At 69.2% G+C, this 22826-nt stretch carries 18 protein-coding genes; 8 read left to right on the top strand and 10 right to left on the bottom strand.

Annotation, left to right across the window (positions count from 1 at the left end; genetic code table 11):
* Nucleotides 1-144: 144 nt before the first annotated feature.
* The 4 genes from J2739_RS15150 to J2739_RS15135 are packed head-to-tail and all read right to left on the bottom strand — an operon-like array spanning nt 145 to nt 9369.
* Nucleotides 145-1593 carry an efflux transporter outer membrane subunit gene (locus tag J2739_RS15150; protein ID WP_309903002.1) on the bottom strand — a complete coding sequence of 483 codons (1449 nt, stop codon included), beginning with the start codon at nt 1591-1593 and terminating at the stop codon, nt 145-147.
* A 32-nt stretch (nt 1594-1625) separates the two neighbouring features.
* A complete protein-coding gene (locus J2739_RS15145) occupies nt 1626-4937 on the bottom strand; it encodes an efflux RND transporter permease subunit (RefSeq protein ID WP_309903000.1) in 3312 nt (1103 codons plus the stop codon).
* An 18-nt stretch (nt 4938-4955) separates the two neighbouring features.
* Entirely contained in the window at nt 4956-8078 is a 3123-nt protein-coding gene (locus J2739_RS15140) for an efflux RND transporter permease subunit (protein WP_309902998.1), read from the bottom strand.
* A gap of 7 nt (nt 8079-8085) precedes the next feature.
* Nucleotides 8086-9369: an efflux RND transporter periplasmic adaptor subunit gene (locus J2739_RS15135; protein WP_309902996.1), complete on the bottom strand. Its 1284-nt coding sequence runs from the start codon at nt 9367-9369 to the stop codon at nt 8086-8088.
* A 233-nt stretch (nt 9370-9602) separates the two neighbouring features.
* On the opposite strand from J2739_RS15135, the gene J2739_RS15130 reads away from it, so the two are divergent.
* From J2739_RS15130 to J2739_RS15115, 4 genes are all read left to right on the top strand, one after another.
* A complete protein-coding gene (locus J2739_RS15130; RefSeq protein ID WP_405053889.1) occupies nt 9603-10124 on the top strand; it encodes a DUF6622 family protein in 522 nt (173 codons plus the stop codon).
* Nucleotides 10125-10231: 107 nt separating this feature from the next.
* Nucleotides 10232-10525 (top strand): 2TM domain-containing protein, encoded by a 294-nt coding sequence (locus J2739_RS15125; RefSeq protein WP_309902995.1) that lies wholly within the window; start codon nt 10232-10234, stop codon nt 10523-10525.
* Nucleotides 10522-11598, top strand: a complete 1077-nt coding sequence (locus J2739_RS15120; protein ID WP_309902993.1) for a sensor histidine kinase — start codon at nt 10522-10524, stop codon at nt 11596-11598. The genes J2739_RS15125 and J2739_RS15120 overlap by 4 nt, the downstream gene beginning before the upstream one ends.
* Complete coding sequence (locus tag J2739_RS15115) at nt 11595-12437, top strand: LytR/AlgR family response regulator transcription factor (RefSeq protein ID WP_309902991.1); 843 nt, start codon at nt 11595-11597, stop codon at nt 12435-12437. The genes J2739_RS15120 and J2739_RS15115 overlap by 4 nt, the downstream gene beginning before the upstream one ends.
* Nucleotides 12438-12507: 70 nt before the next feature.
* Here the strand turns inward: J2739_RS15115 and J2739_RS15110 are convergent, their stop codons facing one another.
* Nucleotides 12508-12834, bottom strand: a complete 327-nt coding sequence (locus J2739_RS15110) for a hypothetical protein (RefSeq protein ID WP_309902989.1) — start codon at nt 12832-12834, stop codon at nt 12508-12510.
* Nucleotides 12835-12971: 137 nt separating this feature from the next.
* Between J2739_RS15110 and J2739_RS15105 the strand changes: the two genes are divergently transcribed.
* Complete coding sequence (locus tag J2739_RS15105) at nt 12972-14768, top strand: glutamine--tRNA ligase/YqeY domain fusion protein (RefSeq protein ID WP_309902987.1); 1797 nt, start codon at nt 12972-12974, stop codon at nt 14766-14768.
* Between the two features lie 14 nt (nt 14769-14782).
* Here J2739_RS15105 and J2739_RS15100 read toward each other — a convergent pair whose 3' ends face one another.
* Nucleotides 14783-15718, bottom strand: coding sequence for a M14 family metallopeptidase (locus J2739_RS15100; RefSeq protein ID WP_309902986.1), 936 nt, complete (start codon nt 15716-15718; stop codon nt 14783-14785).
* Between the two features lie 126 nt (nt 15719-15844).
* On the opposite strand from J2739_RS15100, the gene J2739_RS15095 reads away from it, so the two are divergent.
* Nucleotides 15845-17512 (top strand): HsdM family class I SAM-dependent methyltransferase, encoded by a 1668-nt coding sequence (locus tag J2739_RS15095; protein WP_309902984.1) that lies wholly within the window; start codon nt 15845-15847, stop codon nt 17510-17512.
* A 58-nt stretch (nt 17513-17570) separates the two neighbouring features.
* Nucleotides 17571-18908: a restriction endonuclease subunit S gene (locus J2739_RS15090; protein ID WP_309902982.1), complete on the top strand. Its 1338-nt coding sequence runs from the start codon at nt 17571-17573 to the stop codon at nt 18906-18908.
* 7 nt (nt 18909-18915) lie between these two features.
* On the opposite strand, the gene J2739_RS15085 is transcribed toward J2739_RS15090, so the two are convergent.
* The 3 genes from J2739_RS15085 to ylqF form a co-directional block, all read right to left on the bottom strand.
* Complete coding sequence (locus tag J2739_RS15085) at nt 18916-19203, bottom strand: putative quinol monooxygenase (protein ID WP_309902980.1); 288 nt, start codon at nt 19201-19203, stop codon at nt 18916-18918.
* A gap of 85 nt (nt 19204-19288) precedes the next feature.
* A complete protein-coding gene (locus J2739_RS15080; protein ID WP_309902978.1) occupies nt 19289-20440 on the bottom strand; it encodes a Fic family protein in 1152 nt (383 codons plus the stop codon).
* Between the two features lie 84 nt (nt 20441-20524).
* Nucleotides 20525-21478, bottom strand: coding sequence for a ribosome biogenesis GTPase YlqF (gene ylqF, locus J2739_RS15075; protein ID WP_309902976.1), 954 nt, complete (start codon nt 21476-21478; stop codon nt 20525-20527).
* 41 nt (nt 21479-21519) lie between these two features.
* On the opposite strand from ylqF, the gene J2739_RS15070 reads away from it, so the two are divergent.
* Nucleotides 21520-21813 (top strand): hypothetical protein, encoded by a 294-nt coding sequence (locus J2739_RS15070; RefSeq protein ID WP_309902974.1) that lies wholly within the window; start codon nt 21520-21522, stop codon nt 21811-21813.
* 4 nt (nt 21814-21817) lie between these two features.
* Here the strand turns inward: J2739_RS15070 and J2739_RS15065 are convergent, their stop codons facing one another.
* The gene (locus tag J2739_RS15065) at nt 21818-22732 is read right to left on the bottom strand and encodes an aminotransferase class IV (RefSeq protein ID WP_309902973.1); all 915 of its coding nucleotides are present in this window, start codon (nt 22730-22732) and stop codon (nt 21818-21820) included.
* Nucleotides 22733-22826: the final 94 nt, after the last annotated feature.

Raw genomic sequence — 22826 nt, 5'->3', positions numbered from 1 at the left:
GTCGCCTTTTCTTTGGTTACTTTCTTTTGGCGAAGCAAAAGAAAGTGACTCGCCCGCCGGGGCGACATCCCGGCTCCAGCCTCCAAACAGCCACAACACCCAAAAAAGATCCCACTCTCACTTCAAAGGTGAAGAGGGCGCAAATCAGGAATCGGGAGGCGGCGTCCCGGCGCCCATCCACTCCGCCTGCCACCCCCCACCCAACCCCTGAATCAACGCCACCGCCGCACTCTGCCGGCTCACCTGCAACTGCAGCACCGTGCGCCGCGCATTGAGCGCCAAAACCTGCGCCGTCACCACATCGGTATAGCTCACCTGCCCTTGTCGATAGCGATTGAGGAACTGCTGCTCGCTGCGATCGGCCGCCGCCGAAGCCTCGCGCCGAAGCCCTTCCTGCTGCGCCAGGCTCGCACCCGCCGTGAGCTGGTCCTCGACGTCCTGGAAGGCGGCCAGCACGGTCTGGCGATAGCGCGCCACCGCGCCCTCGTGCGCGGCTCTGGCCTGGTCCACCCGCGCCCCGATGGCGCCGGCATCGAACACCGTCTGCGCCACCGACAGGCCGAGCGACCACAAGGTGTTGGAGGCACTGAACAGGTTGCCCACGCGGCTCGCACTGCTGCTGAGCCCCGCGTTGAGGGTGAAGCTCGGGAAGTAGGCGGCGCGTGCGATGCCGATCTGCGCATTGGCCGCCGCCACCGCACGCTCGGAGGCGGCGATGTCGGGCCGGCGCTGCAGCAGCGTCGAAGGCACCCCGCTTGGAATGCCGGGCACGGTGGGCGTCCAGTCCGCCGCGGGCAGCTCGAACTCGGCCGGCGCAGCGCCGACCAGCACCGCGATCGCATGCTCCAGCGTGTCGCGCGTGCGCTTCAGCGCCACGCGCTCGGCCTGCGTATTGACGTAGAGCGTCTGCGCCTGCAGCACATCGGTCTGCGCCGCGATGCCGGCGCTGTAGCGGTTGCGCGCGATCTCCAGGCTGCGCTGGTAGCCCTCCAGGGTGACCGCCAGCAGCTGCAGCTCGGCATCGGCCTCGCGCAGCGAGAAGTAGTGGGTCGCGAGCTCGCCCACCGCGGACAGCCGCGCTGAGGCCAGGTCGGCCTCGCTGGCCTGCGCGCTGGCCTGGGCGCCGCCCACCGCCTGACGCAGCCGGCCCCACACATCGGGCGCCCAGTCGGCTCGCAGCGCAGCGTCGGTCGCGGTGCTGGGCGAGCTGTTGCGCGCGCCGGAACGAGTCGCCCCGCCGCTGGCCAATACCGTCGGGAACAGCGCCGCGCGCTGCTCGCGCACCACCGCGCGCGCCTGCGCATAGCTGGCGACGGCGGCGGCGATGTTCTGATTGGAGACCTGCACGCGCACGGCCAGTTCGTCGAGGACGGGGTCGCCGAAGAGCTTCCACCATTCGCCGCGGTCCAGTGCGTCGGCGGGGGCGGCCGGGAGCCAGCCTTCGGCGGCGGGGGCTTCCTTCCAGGCGGCGGGCATGGCGGTGGAAGGCTGCTCGTAGCCGGGGCCGATGGCGCAGGCGCTCAGCGCGAGCGCCATCGCGATCGCGGCAGCGCAGCGCCGGGACCGGCGAAGTGGTGCGTTCGGAACGTTCATGTTCGTGGTCGTTGCATCGACTGCCGCAGCCCTCATCCCGGCCCTCTTGCATTGGGAGAGGGCGCCAGGGCGGAGGCCGGAGAGAGGGAGGGATCGGAAGCGTCGCGGCTGAGGTACTTCTCGTTGGCCGGCCGGCGGCGCAGCTTGTCGAGCAGCACGTAGACCACCGGCGTGGTCAGCAGGGTCAGCAGCTGGCTCGCGATCAGGCCGCCGATGATCGCCACGCCCAGCGGCTGGCGCAGCTCGGCGCCCTCGCCGAAGCCGATCGCGAGCGGCAAGGCGCCCAGCGCGGCGGCCAGCGTGGTCATCAGGATGGGGCGGAAGCGCAGCAGGCAGGCCTCGCGGACGGCCGCGACCGCGCTCAGGCCGCGTGCGCGCTCGGCCTCGAGCGCGAAGTCGATGATCAGGATCGCGTTCTTCTTGACGATGCCGATCAGGAGGAACACGCCGATCAGCGCGATGATGGAGAACTCCATGCGGAACAGCAGCAGTGCCAGCACCGCACCGACGCCGGCCGAAGGCAGCGTCGTCAGCACCGTGACCGGGTGCACCAGGCTCTCGTAGAGCACGCCCAGCACGATGTAGATCACGACCAGCGCCGCCAGGATGAGGAACAGCTGCTGCGCCTGAGATTGCTGCGCCGCCAGCGCAGTGCCCTGGAAGCTGCCGCGCACGTTGATCGGCATCGCGATGTCGGCTTCGGCCTGAGCCACGGCGCGGCGCGCCTCGTCGATGCTCACGCCGTCGGCCAGGCTGAAGGAGATGGTGCTCGACAGCTCCGTGTCCTGGTGGTCGATCGAGCTCGGCACCGCGCGCTCGCTGAGCTTGGAGAAGGCCGCGAGCGGCACCATGGGCGTGGTGCTGGTCGCGATCTGCTGGCCCGCGGACGAGGTGCGCGAAGCCGGGTTGGCCGAGGTGGCGGTCGAGGTGCCGGTCGTCGCGTCGGTGTTGGCCTGCAGCGAGCTGACCGTGCTCGCGCCGTTCGCGCTGGTGACAGTGTGGAGCGTCGAGGGCACGTAGAGGTCCTTCAGCACGATCGGCGCGCGCTGGAATCGCGGCGCCCACTCCATGATCACCGAGTACTGGTTGAGCTCGTCGTAGATGGTGGCGACCGAGCGCTGGCCGTAGGCGTTGTAGAGCGCGTTGTCGACCGCGCTCGAGGTGACGCCCAGGCGCGCGGCGGCGTCGCGGTCCACGTCCACGAAGGTCTCCACGCCGTTGACCGTGTCGTCGCTGTCGATGTCGGTCAGCGCGGTCTCCTGGCGCAGGCGGTCGGCGAGCTTGCCGGTCCATTTGCGCAGGTCTTCGAGGTTGTCGCCCTTGAGCGTGTACTGGTAGCTGGAGTTGCTGGAGCGCCCGCCCATGCGCAGATCCTGCACCGGGAACAGGAACACGCGCAGGCCGGTGAGCTGGTTGAGCTGCGGCCGCAGGCGGTCGATGACGGCCTGCGTCTTCTCGGTGCGCTGCCCCAGCGGCTTGAGGTTCACGAACATGAAACCGCCGCCGGCGCGGCCGCCGCCCGAGAAGCCGACCACGGTGGCGACCGCGGGGTCTTTTCGGATGATGTCCACCGCCTGGCGCAGCTTGTCGGCCACGGCGGCCGAGGAGATGCTCTGGTCGGCGCGGATGCCGGCATTGAGCTGGCCGTTGTCCTGCTGCGGGAAGTAGCCCTTGGGAATGGCGTTGAAGAGGTAGACGTTGAGGCCGATCACCGCCAGCAGCACCGCGATCACCACGCCCTTGCTGGCGAGCGCCCAGTCCAGGCTGTGGGCATAGACGCGCAGCGTCCAGTTCCAGGCACGTTCGAAGCCGCCGCCCAGCCAGGTCAGCGCGCGCCCGCGCTTCTTTCTCGGCCCCTCCTCCGCTTCGCTGCGCAGCAGCAGGGCGCACATCATGGGCGTGGTGGTCAGGGAGATCACCAGCGAGATCAGCACCGAGGCCGAGAGCGTCACCGCGAACTCGCGGAACAGCCGGCCCACCTGCCCGCCCATGAACAGCAGCGGGATGAACACCGCCACCAGCGACAGGCTGATCGACAGCACCGTGAAGCCCACCTCGCGCGCGCCGCGCAAGGCCGCCTCCATGCGGTTCATGCCCGCCTCGATGTGGCGCGCGGTGTTCTCCAGCACCACGATCGCATCGTCGACCACGAAGCCGGTGGCGACGGTCAGCGCCATCAGGCTGAGGTTGTTGAGGCTGAAGCCCAGCAGGTGCATCACGCCGAAGGTGCCGAGCAGCGAGACCACGGTCGCCACCGCCGGGATGATGGTGGCGCGCGCCTTGCGCAGGAACAGACCGACCACCAGCACCACCAGCACGATCGAGATCATCAGCGTGGTCTCGATCTCGCGCAGCGAGGCGCGGATGGAGTTGGTGCGGTCCGAGGCGATCTCGATGTCGATGTCCTGCGGCAGCTGCGCGCGCAGCTCCGGCATCAGCTCGCGGATGCCGTCCACCGTGTCGATGATGTTGGCGCCCGGCTCCTGCGTGACCAGAACCACCACCGCGGGCTCGCCGTTGAAAAGGCCCAGGGTGCGGGTGTTCTCGACGCTGTCGATCACGCGGGCCACGTCGCCCAGGCGCACGGGCGCGTCGTTGCGCCAGGCGATCACCAGGTCGCGGTAGTCCGCGGCGCGGCGGCCGGGCGCGGGGGTGTAGATCTGCAGCCGGCGGTCACCGCTCTCGATCGCGCCCTTGGGCCGGTTCGCGTTGTTCGCCTGGATGGCGGCACGCACGTCCTCGCTGCTGACGCCCATGCGGTTGAGCGAGAAAGGCTCCAGCTCCACGCGCACCGCCGGCAGCGAGCCGCCGCCGATCTCGACCTCGCCCACGCCGTCGACCTGCGACAGCCGCTGGCTCACGATGTTGGAGACCGCCTCGTAGATCTGCCCCGGCGTGCGGGTCTTGGAGGTGAGCGCCAGGATCATCACCGGCGCCGAGGCCGGATTGCGCTTGCGGTAGGTCGGGTTGCTGCGCAGCGTCGCCGGCAGGTCGGCGCGGGCAGCGTTGATCGCGGCCTGTACCTCGCGCGCGGCGCTGTCGATGTTGCGGCTGAGATCGAACTGCAGCGTGATGCGCGCAGAGCCGTTGGAGCTGGTCGAGGTCAGCTCGTTGACGCCCGGGATGATGCCCAGCCGGCGCTCCAGCGGCGTGGCCACGCTGGAGGCCATGGTGCTGGGACTGGCGCCCGCGAGGCTGGCCTGGACCGCGATCGTCGGGTAGTCGACCTGCGGCAGCGGCGAGACCGGCAGCACGAGGAAGGCGACGATGCCGGCCAGGGCGACGCCGATGGTCAGCAGGACCGTGGCGATGGGACGTTCGACGAAGGGGCGGGAGAGGTTCATGCGCCGCCCTCGCCGAATTCAAGCGGCGTGCGCGGCATCGCGCTTCCCCCCGAACCTGCGCCCCATGCGATCGAATGCCAGGTAGATCACCGGCGTGGTGAACAGCGTCAGCACCTGGCTCACCACCAGCCCGCCGAAGATCGCCAAGCCGAGCGGCCGCCGCAGCTCAGCGCCCTCGCCCCATCCGAACATCAGGGGCAGCGCCGCGAACAGCGCCGCCAGCGTCGTCATCAGGATCGGCCGGAACCGCAGCAGCGCCGCCTGGTGGATCGCCTCCTGCGGCGACTTCCCCTCATGCCGTTCGGCATCGATCGCGAAGTCGATCATCATGATGGCGTTCTTCTTCACGATGCCGATCAGGAGAATGATGCCGATGATGCCGATCACGCCCAGGTCGTTGCCGGTCAGCATCAGCGCCAGCAGCGCACCCACGCCGGCCGAGGGCAGCGTGGACAGGATGGTCAGCGGGTGGATGTAGCTCTCGTACAGCACACCCAGCACGATGTACACGCACACCACGGCCGCGAGGATCAGCCACAGCTGGTTGGTCAGCGACTTCTCGTAGGCCCCGGCCGCGCCCAGGAAGTTCAGGCGCACGCTCGCGGGCAGGCCGAGCTCCCTGGCCGCGGCGCGGATGGCCGCGACCGACTTGCCCAGCGCCACGCCGGGCGCGGTGTCGAAGCCGACGGTGGCGGCCGGGTACTGCGCGACGCGCGTGACCTGCAGCGGCGCCAGCTGCTCGCGCACCGTGGCCAGCGCGGACAGCGGCGTCGGCGTGCCCGCGCCGGTGCGCAGCTGCAGGTTGCCCAGGCCCTGCGGCGAGTCCAGGGCCTCGCGCTGCGCTTCCAGGATCACGCGGTACTGGTTGGTCTCGGTGAAGATGGTGGAAACGATGCGTTGGCCGAAGGCGCTGTAGAGCGCATCGTCGACCGAGCTGGCCGTGACCGAGAGCCGCGAGGCGGTGTTGCGGTCGATGTCCACGTAGGCCGCCAGGCCCTGCGCCCCGGCGTCGGTGGTGGCGTTGCGCACCTGCGGCGTGCTGCGCAGCCGCTCGACCAGCTTCTTTGCCCAGTCGTTCACGACGGTGGTGTCCACGCCCTCGAGCGCGACTCGGAACTCGGTCGGGCCGGTCTCGGCATCGATGGTCAGGTCCTGCGTGGGTTGCAGGTAGAGCGTCACGCCGGGCACCGCACGCACCCGATCGCGCAGGCGCTGCATCACGCTCGCCTGCTCGTCGCGGCCCGAGCGCAGGTTGATCAGCATGCGCCCGGCATTGAGCGCGGTGTTGTTGGCCGCGTCCACGCCCACCACGGAGCTGAGGCTGCGCACGTCGGGGTCGGCCAGGATGGCCTCGGCCGCGGCCTTCTGCAGCTCGGCCATGCGCAGGAAGGACACGTCCTGCGCCGCCTCGATCCGCGCCTGCAGCTGCCCGGTGTCCTGCGTCGGAAAGAGCCCCTTCGGGATCGCGACGTAGAGCAGCACGGTGAGCGCCAGCGTCAGCAGCGCCACCACCAGCGTCAGCGGCTGATGGCGCAGCACCCATTGCAGTTGCCCGTCGTAGCGCGCGATCACGCGCTCGAAGAAGTGCTGCACGCGCGCGCCGAAGCGGCCGCCCTCCTCGGCCTGGGGCTTGAGCCAGCGCGCCGACATCATCGGCACCAGCGTCAGCGAGACCACGGCCGAGATCAGGATGGTGATCGCCAGCGTCACGGCGAACTCGCGGAACAGCCGCCCCACCACGTCGCCCATGAAGAGCAGCGGAATCAGCACCGCCACCAGCGACACCGTCAGCGAGATGATGGTGAAGCCGATCTGCGTCGCCCCCTTGAGCGCAGCCTTGAAGGGCGGGTCGCCCTCCTCCAGGTAGCGCGCGATGTTCTCGATCATGACGATCGCGTCGTCCACCACGAAGCCGGTGGCGATGGTCAGCGCCATCAGGCTCAGGTTGTTGAGGCTGTAGCCCAGCAGGTACATGATGCCCAGCGTTCCGATCAGAGAGATCGGCACCGCGATGCTGGCGATCACGGTGGCGCGCAGGCTGTGCAGGAAGAAAAAGATCACCAGCACCACCAGCACCACGGCCAGCGCGAGCTCGAGCTGCACGTGACGCACCGAGGCACGGATGCCGGTGGTGCGGTCGCTCAGCACCTCGACCTTGAGCGAGCCGGGCAGCGAGGCCTCGAGCTCGGGCAGCAGCTTCTTGACGGCATCGACGGTGCCGATCACGTTGGCACCGGGCTGGCGCTGCACGTTGAGGATGATCGCGGGATAGAGGGCTGCTGCGGCCTGGTCGTCCCTCGACTCCGCACGCGCCGCTGCCCAGGCGCCCAGCTGCGTGTTCTCCGCCCCATCGACCACCCGCGCGACATCGCTCATGCGCACCGGCGCGCCGTTCTTCCAGGCGACGATCAGGTTCTTGTAGTCGGCCGCGGCGACCAGCTGGTCGTTGGCATTGATGGTGTAGGCGCGCTTCGGCCCGTCGAAGCTGCCCTTGGCGCTGTTGGCATTGGCCGCCGCGATCGCGGTGCGCAGCGTGTCCAGGCCGATGCCCACGGAGGCCAGCGCGTTGGTGTCGGCCTGGATGCGCACCGCCGGGCGCTGGCCGCCCGAAAGCGCAACCAGGCCCACGCCGGCCACCTGGCTGATCTTCTGCGCCAGCCGCGTATTGACCAGGTTCTGCACCTCGGTCAGCGGCATGGTGCTGGAGCTCACGGCCAGCGTGAGAATGGGCGCATCGGCCGGGTTGACCTTGGCATAGACCGGCGGCGCCGGCAAGTCGGCCGGCAGCAGCGAGCCGCCGGCGTTGATCGCGGCCTGCACCTGCTGCTCGGCCACGTCGAGGGTCTGGTCGAGCGCGAACTGCAGCGTGACGATGGAGACGCCGTTCGAGCTCACCGTGCTCATGCGGTCCAGGCCGGCCATCTGGCCGAACTGCCGCTCCAGCGGCGCGGTGACGGTGCGGCTCATCACCTCGGGGCTGGCGCCGGGGTAGAGGGTCTGCACCTGAATGGTCGGGTAGTCCACCTGCGGCAGCGCCGCCAGCGGCAGGAAGCGAAACCCGACCAGGCCCGCGAGCACGATCGCGAGCATCAGCAGCGCGGTCGCCACCGGGCGTTCGATGAAGGGGCGCGAGGGGCTCATCATCCCTTCACTGCGGCGGCGGTTGCCGGCGCCGGCCCTCGCCACGGGCGCGCGGGCCGGACGCGCCCTGGCGCGGGGTGGCCGCCGGCTTGTCGCCCTGCAGCAGCACCTGCGCGCCGTCCTTGAGGCGGTCGCCGCCTTCGGTCACCACCTTCTCGCCGGCTTCCAGGCCCTCGGTGATCGCCACCACCTCGACCGTCGACTCGCCCCGCTTGACCGGGCGCATCGAGACCGTACGGTCCTCGTTGATCACGTAGACGTAGCTTCCGGTGGGGCCGGTGCGCACCGCGGTCACCGGCACGACGATGGCGCCGATGGTGCGCAAGGTCATCTGCACGTTGACGAACTGGCTGGGGAACAGCGTGGTCTGGGCGTTCGCGAAACGGGCCTTGCCCTTGACCGTGCCGGTGCTGGTGTCCACCACGTTGTCGAGGGTCGAGAAGGTGCCGGTGTCCAGCGTGGTGCTGCGCGTGCGGTCCATCGCCTTGACCGGCAGGGCCGCGCCCTTGGCGAGTTGGGTCTCGATGTCGGGCAGGCGGTCCTGCGGCACGGCGAACTGGACGTCGATCGGGGTCATCTGCGTGATCACGGCGATGCCGGTGCTCGCGTTGGCCGTGACCGTGTTGCCGGGATCGACGGTGCGCAGGCCGATACGCCCCGCCACCGGCGCGGTGATGCGCGTGTATTCGACGTTGAGCTTGGCCGCGGCCTCGGCGGCGCGGTCGGTGATCACCGTGCCTTCGAGCTGCTTGACCAGCGCGGCCTGGGTGTCGACGTCCTGGCGGGCGATGGAGTCCTGGGTCAGCAGCGTGCGGTAGCGCGCCAGCGTGACGCGCGCGGCCTCGAGCTGGGCCTCGTCGCGCACCCGCGTGCCCTGGGCCTGCATCAGCGCCTGCTCGTAGGGGCGCGGATCGATGCGTGCCAGCAACTGGCCCTTGGTCACCGCTTGGCCCTCGGTGTAGAGCACCTCGGTGAGCACGCCGCCCACCTGCGGCTTCAGGGTGATGGTGGCCAGCGGCGTCACGGTGCCCAGCGCATCGAGGGTCACGGGCAGCTCGGCCCGTTGCGCCACGGCATGGCCGACGGTGGAGCCGGGTGGGCCGAAGCCGGCGCGGCCGCCGGTCGGCTCGTTCGAGCGCTTGATCAGGTACCACGCCCCTGCGCCCAGCGCCAGCACGACCAGCAACGCAGCCAGGCTCCCCAGCCAGCGCCGCCGGCGCGACGGCGGCCGCGGTGCGGGCGGTTCGGCGAGGGGGGCGGCGGCAACGGGCTCGGGGATGGGGGAAGACATCGGCAACAGGGCAGTTCGCAGGCAGCCCGTAGTGGAGCGCCGAATCGTAGCGCCGCGTTCTTACGGACCGTAAAGCCCCGGTAAAGCCGGCGTTGCGCATTGCGTCCGGCGACAGCGGATTGCAACTCGCGCCCGCCGGCTGCAGCTCGTCGCAAGCGCATGGCGGGGGCGCGGGAGCGCCGGCACAGTCCGCCCATCGACGCTTTCGACCCACCCCTTCCAGGAGAAACAACATGCTGATGCTGACCCAGATCCTGTCCCACACCCCGCGCTGGGTGTTCGCGCTCTTCGCTCTGCTCGTGTGGCTCGGCGCCAAGCAGCTGCTCGCCGGCAGCGTCAGCCTGACCCGCGTGACGCTGCTGCCGATCGCGATGACGGGACTGTCCTTCTACGGGCTGCTCTCGGCCTTCGGCGATTCGCCGCTCGCCCTGCTCGGCTGGGCCGGCCTGGCCACGGTGCTGCTGCTCACGGTGCAGCGCTGGCCGCTGCCCGCGGCGGCGCGCTTCGACCCCGCGACGCGCACCTTCCACCTCCCGGGAAGTGCGGCGCCGCTGGCGCTGATGATGGGCATCTTCTTCACCAAGTACGCGGTCGGCGTGCTGCTGGCGATGCACCCGGAGCTGTCGCGCCAATCCGGCTTCGCGCTGGGCATCGGCGCCCTCTACGGGGTCTTCAGCGGCATCTTCGCGGCCCGTTCGCTGCGCTTGTGGAAGCTGGCGATCCGGGAGGACCGCGAGACCGTGGCGGCCGCGTAGGCAGGCCGATGCGCTCTCCGCCTGCGGATGTCCGGTCTCGTTCACGATCGCAATCCCGCAAGTCCGTTCTTCCGCAAGAATCCCTTATTCCTTCGAGAGGTCTCACCATGAACGACGACACCACGTCCTCCAGCGACCGCACCGAACGCCTCGCCCGCCGCCGTGCCGGGGCCAAGATGGGCTGGTACATCCATGCCACCGTCTATGTGCTGGTCAACCTGTTCCTCGTGATCCTGGCGAGTTCGCGGGGACAGAACTGGGCCATGTACCCACTGCTCGGCTGGGGACTGGGGTTGCTGATCCATGGCGCGGTGGTCTTCTTCATCGCGCCGGGCGGCAACTTCTACGACCGGCTGCTCGAACGCGAGCGCAAGGCGCTGCGCGGCGGAGACCGCGGGTGAGCGAAGCCCTGTCGCGCAACTTCTCGCAGAAGAACCTCCGGCACGTCCTGCGCCATGGGATCTCGACCGCCGGCTTCTGCTGCGTCATCGCGGTCGGCCTGTCGGTCTCGGGCCGCGGCGCCTGGGCGCCGCAGTTCGTCTATTCGCTCTCGATCGGGCTGATCAGCTGGGTCTTCATCGACGTCGGCCGGCTGCTGCTTGCGGGCCGCACCGCCAAGCCCTGGCCGCACGGTTGGCGCGGGGTGGTGCTGGTCTTGGTGGGCATCGTGGTGGGCTTCCTCGGCGGCAACGCCATCGGCGACGCCTGGACCGGCAAGCCCCTGCTGGAATTCCTGAGCTTCTCACGGGACAAGCTCGCCTCCACGGTGCTGATCACGGTGGCGGCGGGCGTCGTCATCTGCTACTTCTACTACAGCCTCGGCAAGAGCAAATACCTCGAAGGCGAGATCGCGCTGGCCCAGCGCGACGCGGCCGACGCGCGCCTCAAGCTGCTGGAGACCCAGCTCGAGCCGCACATGCTCTTCAACACGCTGGCCAATCTGCGGGTGCTGATCGCCACCGATCCGTCGCGCGCCGTGGCCATGCTCGACCGTCTGAACAGCTACCTGCGCGTGACCTTGAGCGGCTCGCGCGCGCTCGCGCATCCGCTGTCGGCCGAGTTCCAGCGGCTGGGCGACTACCTGGAACTGATGTCCGTGCGCATGGGGCCGCGGCTCGCCTACCGGCTCGAGCTGCCCGAGGACCTGCGCGAGGTGCCGGTGCCGCCGCTGCTGCTGCAGCCGCTGGTGGAGAACGCGATCCGCCACGGGCTCGAACCGAAAGTCGAGGGCGGCGAAATCGCGATCGGCGCGCGTCGCGAAGGCCAGCGCCTGGTGCTCGAGGTGCGCGACACCGGGATCGGCATCGGCGTCGACCCGCACGACGACAGCGCGCCGCGTCCCGAAGGCGGCTTCGGGCTGTCGCAGGTGCGGGAACGCATCGCCACCGCCTACGGCGGCCAAGGCGCCCTGCAGTTCGCCGCCGGCCCGGCCGGCGGCACCTGCGCCACCATCCACCTTCCCCTCTCCGCATGAAGACCACCGCCCTCATCGCCGAAGACGAACCCCTGCTGGCCCAGGCATTGCGCGCCGAACTCGCCACCGCCTGGCCCGAGCTCGAAGTACTCGCCACCGTCGGCGACGGCCGCAGTGCGGTGCGCGAGGCCCTGCAGCTGCTGCCGCAGGTGCTGTTCTTCGACATCCGCATGCCAGGTCAGGACGGCCTGGCCGCCGCCGCCGAGCTGGCCGACGCCTGGCCGGCCGACGAGGCGCCGCTGCCCCAGCTGGTCTTCGTGACCGCTTACGACGAATACGCGGCCCGGGCCTTCGATGCCCAGGCCATCGACTACGTGCTCAAGCCGGTGCAATCCGAGCGCCTGCGGCGCACCGTTGCGCGCCTGCGACAGGCGCTGGAGCCCCAGCGCAATGGCAGCGAGCCCAGCGCCGATGAGGCGCTGGCGAGCACGATGGCGCAGTGGCGCCAGTTGCTGGCCGCGGCCGGCGGCGCGGGGGCGGCTCCCGGCGCCGGCGGCACGGCACCGCTCAAGCTGATCGCCGCCAGCGAGGCCGGCACGGCCGGCAGCACGGTGCGCATGGTGCCCGTCGAGGAAGTGCTGTACTTCGAGGCCGCGGACAAGTACGTGCGCGTGCTCACCGCGTCCCGCGAATACCTGATCCGCACCCCGCTCAAGCAGCTGCTGCCGCAGCTCGACGCCGGCGTGTTCTGGCAGGTGCACCGGGCGACGGTGGTGCGCAGCGACGCGATCGAATCGGTGCACCGCGACGAAGCCGGCAAGCAGCATCTCGTACTGCGCGGCCGCACCGAGAAGATCCCCGTCAGCCGCCTCTACGCCCACCTGTTCAAGGCCATGTGAGCGCCCATGAAAAAACCGGCCGCGGGGCCGGTTCTTTCATGTGACAGCAGGCGATGGTGGCCGTCTGCGCTCAACGCCAGTAGCCGTGACCATGGTGGCGATAGTAGCCGCGCGGGCCGTAATACACGGGCGGCGGACCGTAATACACCGGGGCCGGACGATAGTAGACCGGCGGCGGGGGCGCGTAATAGACGGGCGCCGGACGGTAGTACACGGGCGGCGGCGGTGCGTAGTACACCGGGGGCGCCGCGACGCCGACGGCCACGCCGGGAGCGCTGATGCCGACCGACCAGCTCACGTCGCCGCGGGCATTGGCCGAAGCGGCGGTGAACAAGGCGCCTGCTGCGACGGCGCCCACGGCAGCCCATTTGAGGAAGGTGGATCGGGTGGGGCTCATGGTGTGGATCTCCTTGTTGAGGGGGACGCATGCGTCCATGTGCCTATTGAACGCAGCAAATGTCACCGTGGTTCACATTGCAGCGTGAAGAACGTTTCAAAACGTAACTCCTCCGGGCGGCCACCTAGAATGAAGAGATGACTTCCGCCGCCGACCCCGATACCGCCAAGCCAAGCAATTTCCTGCGCCACGTCATCGAAAACGACCTCCAACAGGGCCTCTACGCCAATCGACGCTGGGGCGGCTCTCCCGGGGACGCCGCGCACCATGCGCAAGGCATGCAGGACCCGGCCCGCGTGCGCCTGCGCTTTCCGCCGGAGCCCAACGGCTACCTGCACATCGGCCATGCCAAGAGCATCTGGCTCAACTTCGAGCTGGCCCGCGAATACGGCGGCGTGTGCCACCTGCGCTTCGACGACACCAATCCCGAGAAGGAGGAGCAGGAATACGTCGACGCCATCCGCGATGCGGTGAAGTGGCTGGGCTACGACTGCAGCCTGGCCGACGATCCGGCGCGGCCGGGCGAGGCCCATGAGCACGTCTATTTCGCCAGCAACTACTTCGGCTTCATGTACCGCGCGGCCGAGTACCTGGTCGGCGCCGGCCTGGCCTATGTCGACGAACAGAGCGCCGAGCAGATCCGCGCCACCCGCGGCGACTTCAACACGCCCGGCACCGACAGCCCCTTCCGCGGCCGCACGCCGGAAGAGAACCTGGCGCGTTTCCGTGCCATGCGCGATGGCCAGCTGCCCGACGGCGCAGCCGTGCTGCGCGCGAAGATCGACATGGGCAGCCCCAACATCAACATGCGCGATCCGGCGCTCTACCGCATCCGACGCGCGACCCATCACAACACCGGCGACACCTGGTGCATCTACCCGATGTACACCTTCGCCCACCCCATCGAAGATGCGCTGGAGCAGATCACCCACAGCATCTGCACGCTGGAGTTCGAGGACCAGCGCCCCTTCTACGATTGGCTGCTGGACCGCCTGGCCGAAGGCGGCCTGATCGCTTCGCCGCACCCGCGCCAGTACGAATTCGCGCGCCTCAACGTGACCCACGTGATCACCAGCAAGCGCCGCCTGCGCCAGCTGGTCGAGGAAGGCCACGTCGACGGCTGGGACGATCCCCGCATGCCCACCCTGGCCGGCCTGCGCCGCCGCGGCTACACGCCCGAGGCGCTGAAGCTCTTCTGCGAGCGCTCCGGCGTGACCAAGTCCGGCGGCTGGATAGCCTACGCCGGCCTGGAGGCCGCGTTGCGCGACACGCTGGACCCGGTCGCCCCGCGCGCCATGGCCGTGCTCGACCCGGTCCGGCTGGTCATCACGAACTGGGACGAGCTGATGGGCGCCGGCTTCCTCGACGAATGCACGGCGCCCGTGCATCCGCACCACCCGGAGATGGGCAAGCGCAGCTTCAAGCTGGGCCGCGAGGTGTGGATCGAGCGCACCGACTACGAGGACGTGCAGCCCAAAGGCTTTTTCCGCCTGTTCCCGGGCAACAAGGTGCGCCTCAAGTATGGCCATGTCATCGAATGCACGGGGGGCACGCGGGACGCGGACGGCAGGCTGGTCGAGGTGCAGGCCAAGCTGGTGCCGGACACCAAGAGCGGCACCCCGGGCGCCGACGCGATCAAGGTCAAGGGCAACATCACCTGGGTGGCGGTGGCCGATGCGGTGCCGGCCGAAGTGAGGCTGTACGAGCGCCTGTTCGCAGCGGCGCAGCCCGGTACGGGCGAGGTGCAGGACGAGCTCAACCCGAGCAGCCTGGTGGTGGCGCACGCCTATGCGGAGCCTGCGCTGGCCAAGGCGGCGGGCCAGTCGTTCCAGTTCGAGCGCCACGGGTACTTCGTGCCGGACAGCCGCCAGGCTGCGGGCGCGGGATTGGTCTTCAACCGCGCAGCCGGGATGAAGGACAGTTGGGGCAAGTGAGAAGTCCGCAGCGGCTACAACGGCCGCGTCAGGTACACCGCTTCCCGACCCACGATCGGCACCCTCGCAGGCATCAGCACCGTGCATTCGTCGCAAGGCGCGCGAATCTCTTCATCGCCATCGATGGCAATCAACTCGTCCTTGGCGAACACCTCGAAGCCGAGCAGCGGCCGCACGAAGCGGAATTCCGGCGTCTTCACCATCCGGGTCTCGAGCAGCTCGAAGCGCCGCGGCGCTTCGGGGGCCGGCTGGGGTTCACGCTCGATCAGCCCGAAATGACCCAGGAAGTCCAGCGTCACGCCCACCGCCATGTCCGCCGTGGCCTGCAGGAAATGCTGTCCGCACTCGGCCACCAGGGCGGCGCCGGCCGGCCCTTCGTCCTCGCCATGGCGACCGTGCTGGATCAGCGGCGTGCCCGAACCCAGGCCCTTGGGCATCACCAGGTGCACCGACGGCCGGCCGATCGCCAGCGCGACGTCCGCATTGCGCTTGAAGGCCGGGTAGACCCAGAAGGGCACCACGTCCTGGCTGGTGGAATGGAGGTCGAGGATATGGTCGGCCGCGGCCACCACCGGCCGCAGCGCGCGCGCCCGGCGCAGCTCGGGGCTGTCCTCCGGCCCCTCCAGCCACTCGTCCGACCAGATGCGGTTGAGGTTGTGCACCAGCTGCCGGTTCTCGAAGGGCTTCTGCGCGTCGAAGGCGTTGTAGGCCTCCACGTGGGCGAAGCTCACCGTGAGCGTGCCGATCCGCGGGCGCACGCCCGTGTCGAGCAGATGGGTGGCCGCCACCATCCCGCAGATCTCGTTGCCGTGGGTCAGCGCGTTGATCAGCACATGCGGGCCCGCCTTCCCGGATTCGAAGCGGTGGACGTAGTCGATCCCGGTGTTGCCCCGGGCGTAGGCGGAGAGATCACCCGGGACGACTTCGAGGCGCGGGAGGTTCGGAGGCATGGCGGGGAGACGCTGCGGCCGGTGAATGCGAGGCCTTTAGTTTGCTCCAGCGCGGGGCGCGGCGTCCTGCCGTTTGCCCCGTAGACTCGCGACCCACAATCAAGATTATTCGAGCCCCCTGCCCTCATGCCCCTGACTGCCGACATGCGACGGTCGATCGACCAGATTCGCGACTATCTTTTTGGCGGCGGCTACCCGGATCCCGTCGGCAACACCGAACAGCTCTGCTTCCTGTTCTTCTTCTACCTGGTTCAGGGCATCGACGCCGAAGCCACGGCGCGCGCCCGGACGCTCAAGCTGCCGGCCCGAAGCCTCTTCGACGGCGAATGGGAGCTGCGCAACCCAGCCAATGCCGAGGTGCCGGCCGCACGCGAAGGCGTGCTGCCGCTGACCGTGCTGCGCACCGGCATGCCCTGCATCCCGCGCAGCCGCTTCCGCTGGTCCTGGTGGTCCCAGGCGCTGTCGGGCGATGCGCTGGTGCGCTTCGTGCGCGACGAGGTCTTTCCCTTCTTCGCCGAGATCAGTGAAGCCTCGGCCCACGACTTCATGCGCGGCGCGCGCCTGGGCATCGACGAGCCGACGGTGCTGACGCAGGTCGTGCGCCTGGTCGGCGATCTGCGGCTGGACCAGGCCGACGCCGACACCAAGGGCGACCTGTTCGAGCACGTGCTGCGCCAGATGAAGCAGGCCGGCGAGCTGGGCCAGTTCCGCACGCCGCGCCACGTGATCCGCGCCATTGTCGAGATGATCGATCCCAAGGTCGGCGAGACGATCTACGACCCCGCCGCCGGCACCGCGGGCTTCCTGGTGGCGGCCTACAACCACATGCGGCTGGCCCACTCCTCGCCCGGCAGCATCGTGGAAGCCGAGCTCGAGGGCAAGATGCACCGCCGCGGCCTGGGCGACCGGCTCACCGACGCGCAGATCGCGACCCTGCAGCGCGGCACCTTCTTCGGCAACGACGTCGACCCGAAGATGGTGCGGCTGGCCACCATGAATCTCACGCTGCGGGGACTGGGCCACGTGCGCATCCTGCAGCGCAACGTGCTGACCACCCTGCTCGACGAGGGGGTCAAGGTCCGGCTGGGCATGCCCGGCGAAGGCTTCCACGTCGTGCTCGCGAATCCGCCCTTCTCCGGCCGCATCGACAAGGATCGGATCGTCGACGAGGTGAGGCTCGGCAGCACCAGCGCGACCGAGCTGCTGTTCCTCAAGTACATGCTCGACAGTCTGCGTCCGGACGGCCGGGCCGCGGTGGTGGTGCCCGAGGGCGTGCTCTTCGGCTCCACGCTGGCGCACCGCGAGCTGCGCGGCCAGTTGATCAACCAGCATCGCGTCGAGGCCGTGATGAGCCTGCCCGGAGGCGTGTTCCAGCCCTACTCGGGCGTCAAGACCTCGGTGCTCTTCTTCCGCCGCGGCGGCCGCACCCAGCGTGTGCAGTTCCTGCATGCCGAGGACGACGGCTACCGGCTGGACGCCAACCACGACACGCCCATCGCTTCCGACGACCTGCCCGCGCTCGCGCAGGCCTTCATCGACCGGGAGGCGGCCTGGGCCCGCTGGGAGGCGCGCGATCCGGAGGCAGAGTGGCGCGAGAAATGGTGGTTTGCCGACCTCGAGGCGCTGCGCGCCAACGACTTCAGTCTCGCGGCCAGCCGCTACCGGCCGATGAGTGCCTCGCAGATCCAGCACCAGGACCCGCGCGAACTCCTCGATGAGTTGGAGGCGATCGAGGCCGAGATCGAGAAAGAAATCGAGACGCTGCGCGCCCTGCTCTCGGAGCTGGACCCATGAGGCGCCGGGCCGTTCACCCATCGAACAGGACTGCAGCGCGCCGCGCGGAGCTTGCCTTATGAGCGTTGCAAGACCACCCGAAGATGCTCGCGCCGAAGCCGAAGCCGAAGCCGAAGCCGAAGGCTGCCCGGTGCATTTCGCAGAGCTGCCCGACGATGCGGGTGCCGCAGCGAACGCGGAATTCTTTCCGCTGAAGCCGGCCCCCACCTCTGCGCTGGGCGAGGTCTGCGAGATCAATCCCAGGTTGCCGAAGGACCACGGCCTGCAGGACCACAGCGAGGTCGCCTTTGTCCCGATGGCCGCGGTCGACGAAATCAGTGCCACCATCGCCCAGCGCCTGACGCGGCCCTTCGCCGAAGTGCGCAAGGGCTATACGCCCTTTGCCGAGGGCGACGTGCTGTTCGCGAAGATCACGCCCTGCATGGAGAACGGCAAGGTGGCCGTCGCGCGCGACCTGGCCGGCGGACGCGGTTTCGGCTCGACCGAGTTCCATGTGCTGCGCGCCCGCGAGGCGGTACTGCCTGAATGGGTCTATTACTTCCTGCGCCAGCAGCGCTTCCGCAACGCGGCGAAGCGCAGCTTCACCGGCACCGCGGGCCAGCAGCGGGTACCGGCCGCCCACATGGCCGCCGCCGCCATTCCGGTCCCCGCGATGGTCCACCAGCGTCGCATGGTCGAGGCGCTCGGCTGCGCCGACAGCATGGTGCGGCTGCGGCGCCGCGCCCGCGCGCTCACCGAGCTGATGGTTCCGGCGCTCCTGGCCGACATGTTCGGCGACCCGCAGAGCAATCCGAAGGGTTGGCCCTCTGCAACGCTCGGCGAGCTGCTCGACGGCATCGACAGCGGCAAGAGCCCGCGCTGCCACGACCGGCCGAAGGCCGAGAACGAGTGGGGCGTGTTGCGGCTGAGCGCGCTGAAGAACGCGCTCTACGACGAGTCCGACCACAAGACCCTGCCCGAGACCGAGTTGCCCGACACCCGCAGCGAGGTGCAGGCCGGCGACCTGCTGATCAGCCGCAAGAACACGCGGGAACTGGTGGGCACGCCGGCCTACGTGTGGGAGACGCGCGGCCGCATCCTGCTGCCCGACCTGATCTTCCGGCTGCGCCTGCGCGCCGACGCGGGCGTCAACCCGCTCTACCTGTGGGCGCTGCTGCGGGCGCCGGCCATCCGAAAGGGCTTGCAGCTGCTGGCGAGCGGAACCGCCGCCTCGATGCCCAACATCTCCAAGGAACGGCTGCGTACATTGCGGGTGATGGTCCCTTCTCAAGCGCTGCAGGAGACGTTCGCGCAGCGCGTGGCGGCGCTGCACGCGATCGCGCAGCAGCAGGACGCCGCGCTGGCCCATGCGAAGAAGACCTTCGAGGCGCTGCTGGCGCGCGCCTTCGGGCCGTAGCCGATCTCTAGAGGAGCCGGCTGTACGCCACGATTTCGGGCGCGCCGGCGAGCAAGGGGCTCGCCGCGGCGATCGCGGCGCCGACGTGCAGGCTCTGCAGGTGCGCCTCGGCATCCGCCCTGTCCTTCCACTGCTCCACGGTCTGGAAAATGTGCGGCGCCTCGGTCTGCTGGAACAGCTCGTAGGCCAGACAACCTGCGTCCTGCCTGGACTTGAGCGCCAGGTCGACGAGGATGCTTTTCGCGAGCTCGGCGACCTCCGGCTTGACGGTGATGCGTGCGAGGACGTAGTGCATGGGAAGGCTCCACCTGAAATTGTTCTTGGCCCCATCTTGACCGGGCGACGCGGCCGGATGGCCCGGAGTTTCCCGGTGACGCGTCTCAGATGCGGCTCGGGTTCCGAGGCACCAACGCATAGCGCGTGCCACGTCCTTGCCCGCTTCGCTCCAGCAGCCCGGCATCGGCAAGCTGAGTGAGCTCCCGATAAGCGGTCGCACGCGAGACGCCGGCGATTGCCGTGTACTTCTCGGTACTCATGCCGCCCGCGAATCCCTGCGGCTCGGCATCGAAGAGTTTGTTCAGCACTTTGCGCTGGGCGGGTGTCAGCTGGGGATGCTTGGTTTGGAGCTCGACCCAGAAGGCGCTCTTTGCCGCCGCTGTCTGCATCTGATCCAAGGTGGCAAGACAGGCCTGCTCGACACGCCCCACGAACCATTCGACCCAGGGCGTCACTTCCATGCCCGGACCACGGCTCGCGCGCTGCAGTTCCGCGTAGTACCCCTGGCGATCCAGCCAGATCTGCTGCGAGAGACTGAACAGGCGTTGGCTGCTGCGCATGTCCTGCGCGAGTGCCAGGTCGCTCAGCGCCCGCCCAATACGGCCGTTGCCATCTTCGAAGGGGTGGACGGTTTCGAACCACAGGTGCGCGAGCGCCGCGCGCACGATGCCGTCCAGGCCGGCGCGCACCTTGTCGTCATTGAACCAGGCGATCAACGCTTGCATTTGCAAAGGCACATCCCGGGACGCCGGTGCCTCGTAGTGCACGGTGTCCCGCTTGCCAAGCCTGGGCGTCACGATCTGCATGGGTTCGGGATGCGTCCGGTAAGCGCCGGTCACGATCCGGGTGATGCCGCTGCGGCCATTCGGGAACAGCGCTGCGTGCCAATCGAACAGAGTGGATTCGGCGAGCGGCCGCGGCCATTGCGCTACCGCAGCCTCGATCACATCCAGGGTCGCTTCGGCGCGAGGTTCGCGCTGCGTCAGGCGCGCTCGGCTACTCTGGGTGAGGCCAAGGCGACGGGCGGCCGATGCGCGCACCGAGTTGATCTGCAGCAGTTCGCCTTCGATCTGTGCAGTGGCCACGGCTTCCAGCGCAAATTCCGTGACTTGCAACTCTCCAAGATCGAGCAGTCGCAGCCCGCTTGCCACGCCCAGCATCTGCCCCTGGGCCACTCGTGCAGACGCAAGCCGAGGCTGCAGCGCCTGGGCATCGAATTTGAAATGGGGCCAGTCGGCGTCTTGCCAGATCCACATGGGCGCATTTTAGTCATTTGCGCTTCAAAAACGAAGCGCAAATCCCTGGTTTGCGCTTCAAGGGAGCCCAAGCCGGACGCCGGCTCAAGCGCCGTCGGGCGGCGCTTCGTCGAGATCCGGCGCCCGCTTCCTGCCTCGCGCCCGCGCCTCTTTCTTCGCCTGCCGCTGGGCGTCCAGCAACTGCCCCGCCGCCAGCCATTGCTCGAATTCCTCCGGTGTTTCCAGCGTGATGCGCCCCAGGCTACCGCTGCGGAACTCGTTCATCACGATCTCGGCTGCCTTCTGCAGGTTCACGCGGCCCTTGCCCAGCAGGGCGCCGCGCTGGCGGCCGATGGCCTCGAGCACCTCTTCGTCGCCGAGGCCGGCGACCGCATCGAGCCTGAAGCGCGCCTCGAGCAGCGCCGCGTAATGCTGCTTCAGGTAGCCCAGCAGCTCCAGCGCCACCAGTTCCTCGTCGAAGGCATTGCGGCCGACGGCGCCGCTGGCCGCGAGGTTGTAGCCGCTCTGCGCCACGATGATGCGCGGCCACAGCATCCCGGGCGTGTCCCAGAGGTAGAAGCCGTCCGCCAGCACGATGCGCTGTTCCAGCTTGGTGACGCCGGCCTCGTCCCCGGTCTTCGCCTTGCGGGTGCCGACCAGGGTGTTGATCAGCGTGGACTTGCCCACGTTCGGGATGCCGCAGATCAGCACCCGCATCGGCTTGGCCATGCTGCCGCGCTGCGGCGCCAGCTGGCGGCAAGCTTCGATCAGCTGGCGCGCCGGCGCTGCCTGGCTGGCGTCGAGGCCGATCGCGCGCGTGGCCGGCTGCGCGTTGTAGTGAGCCAGCCAGAGCGCGGTGCGCTCGGGATCGGCCAGGTCCTGCTTGTTGAGGACCTTGACCCCCGGCTTGTGGCCGGTCAGCTCCGCAAGCATCGGATTGGCGCTGGAGCCGGGCAGGCGCGCATCGAGCAACTCGATGACTACGTCGATCTCGGCGATGCGCTCGGCGATGGCCTTCCGGGTCAGGTGCATGTGGCCGGGGAACCACTGAATGGCCATCGGGGATTTCTTTCGTGCGCTGGTGTCGGGGGGAGCCGGAATTGTCGCCGGTGCGCCGGTGCATCACCGAAGATCCGAAGGTCAAGCTCGCCGGCTACCCTGAAAAGACACGCGCCGCCATCGCCGCCATGAAAGTGGTGCCCGGCATGACGCGCGAGCAGGTGCTGATGGCACTCGGCTACCCCATCAGCAGCGAGAACCCGAAGCTGGAGGCGCCCGTGTGGCGCTACTGGCTCGACACTTGGACCGAGTACCAGGTGGTGTTCGACACCGGCGGCGCGGTCGACAAGGTCGTGGCCGACCCGGCAGTGCCGAGCCGCGTCTCGCTGCCCTGATGACTCAGCGGCTGCCGTAGTCGATGGGCTGGCTGTACGCGGGGTCGCGGTGCCAGTCCCAGTAGCGCTCCAGCAGGCGCTGCGTGACAGGCCCGGGCCGGCCCGTCCCGAGCACCTGGTCGTCCACCCGCGTCACCGGCAGCACGCCGCCGCCTGACGAGGTGAGGAAGGCCTCGTCGGCGCTGCGCAGTTCGTCGGCCGGCAGCGCGCGCAGCTCGACCGGCATGCGCAGGGAGCGGGCCATCTCGATCACCGTTCGGCGCGAGATGCCCTCGAGCACGCCTTCCTCCGGCGTGACGAGCACGCCGTTCCTGATGCAGAAGATGTTGAAGCCGGGCCCTTCGACCACGTTGCCCGACCCATCGCCGAGCACGACCGTGTCGGCACCGGCGTCGAGCGCGCCGAGCAGGCCCATGGTGAGGTCGTTCCAGTGGTAGTTCTTGGCCTTCGGATCGACCGAGCTCGCCGGGATGCGCTGCACCGCGCTCACCTTCAGATGCAGGCCGCGCTCGCGCTGCGCCTCGTCGGCGATCCAGACGAAGGGCACGGCGAAGGCATAGAAGCGGTTCACGGCCTGGCGCGGGTCGCGCGATCCCCACGGCGGCTGGCCGCGCGTGACGATCATCTCCACATAGGAGCGGCGCAGGCCGCTGCGCCGCACGCATTCGGCCAGCACTTCGGTGATCTGCGCCGGCGTCAGGCCGGGGTCGAGACGGAAGCGTTCGCAGCTGCGCATGAAGCGCTCGAGGTGCGCATCGAGCCGGAAGAAGGCGCCCTCCCACACCGTGACCACGTCGTAGGTGGCATCGGAGCGCAGGAAGCCCCAGTCGGTGATCGGGATCGCGGCCTCGGCGATCGGGACATAGGCGCCGCGCACGTAGGCGACACCATCGGCCATCGGGTCGGGGACAGCAGGCACGGCTTCGGGGTCCTTTGGTTTCACGCGTGTCGAATACCCGGCGCCGAAGGCAGAAGACGCAAATGGAGAAAGCGCTGCGCCCTCTGCGGTCGGC

The sequence above is a fragment of the Variovorax soli genome (assembly GCF_031454625.1).
Taxonomy (GTDB): domain Bacteria; phylum Pseudomonadota; class Gammaproteobacteria; order Burkholderiales; family Burkholderiaceae_C; genus Variovorax; species Variovorax soli_A.
The sequence above is the reverse complement of the archived record's forward strand: the minus strand, read 5'-3'. Positions and strand labels throughout refer to the sequence as shown.

What these genes read in the sequence shown, in the direction of transcription:
- J2739_RS15090 (WP_309902982.1), top strand. Translation starts at nt 17,571, where the DNA reads ATGAGCGTTGCAAGACCACCCGAAGATGCTCGCGCCGAAGCCGAAGCC.
- J2739_RS15125 (WP_309902995.1), top strand. Translation starts at nt 10,232, where the DNA reads ATGAACGACGACACCACGTCCTCCAGCGACCGCACCGAACGCCTCGCC.
- J2739_RS15135 (WP_309902996.1), bottom strand. Translation starts at nt 9,369, where the DNA reads ATGTCTTCCCCCATCCCCGAGCCCGTTGCCGCCGCCCCCCTCGCCGAA.
- J2739_RS15095 (WP_309902984.1), top strand. Translation starts at nt 15,845, where the DNA reads ATGCCCCTGACTGCCGACATGCGACGGTCGATCGACCAGATTCGCGAC.
- ylqF (WP_309902976.1), bottom strand. Translation starts at nt 21,478, where the DNA reads ATGGCCATTCAGTGGTTCCCCGGCCACATGCACCTGACCCGGAAGGCC.
- J2739_RS15115 (WP_309902991.1), top strand. Translation starts at nt 11,595, where the DNA reads ATGAAGACCACCGCCCTCATCGCCGAAGACGAACCCCTGCTGGCCCAG.
- J2739_RS15080 (WP_309902978.1), bottom strand. Translation starts at nt 20,440, where the DNA reads ATGTGGATCTGGCAAGACGCCGACTGGCCCCATTTCAAATTCGATGCC.
- J2739_RS15150 (WP_309903002.1), bottom strand. Translation starts at nt 1,593, where the DNA reads ATGAACGTTCCGAACGCACCACTTCGCCGGTCCCGGCGCTGCGCTGCC.
- J2739_RS15140 (WP_309902998.1), bottom strand. Translation starts at nt 8,078, where the DNA reads ATGAGCCCCTCGCGCCCCTTCATCGAACGCCCGGTGGCGACCGCGCTG.
- J2739_RS15105 (WP_309902987.1), top strand. Translation starts at nt 12,972, where the DNA reads ATGACTTCCGCCGCCGACCCCGATACCGCCAAGCCAAGCAATTTCCTG.
- J2739_RS15100 (WP_309902986.1), bottom strand. Translation starts at nt 15,718, where the DNA reads ATGCCTCCGAACCTCCCGCGCCTCGAAGTCGTCCCGGGTGATCTCTCC.
- J2739_RS15130 (WP_405053889.1), top strand. Translation starts at nt 9,603, where the DNA reads ATGCTGATGCTGACCCAGATCCTGTCCCACACCCCGCGCTGGGTGTTC.
- J2739_RS15145 (WP_309903000.1), bottom strand. Translation starts at nt 4,937, where the DNA reads ATGAACCTCTCCCGCCCCTTCGTCGAACGTCCCATCGCCACGGTCCTG.
- J2739_RS15085 (WP_309902980.1), bottom strand. Translation starts at nt 19,203, where the DNA reads ATGCACTACGTCCTCGCACGCATCACCGTCAAGCCGGAGGTCGCCGAG.
- J2739_RS15110 (WP_309902989.1), bottom strand. Translation starts at nt 12,834, where the DNA reads ATGAGCCCCACCCGATCCACCTTCCTCAAATGGGCTGCCGTGGGCGCC.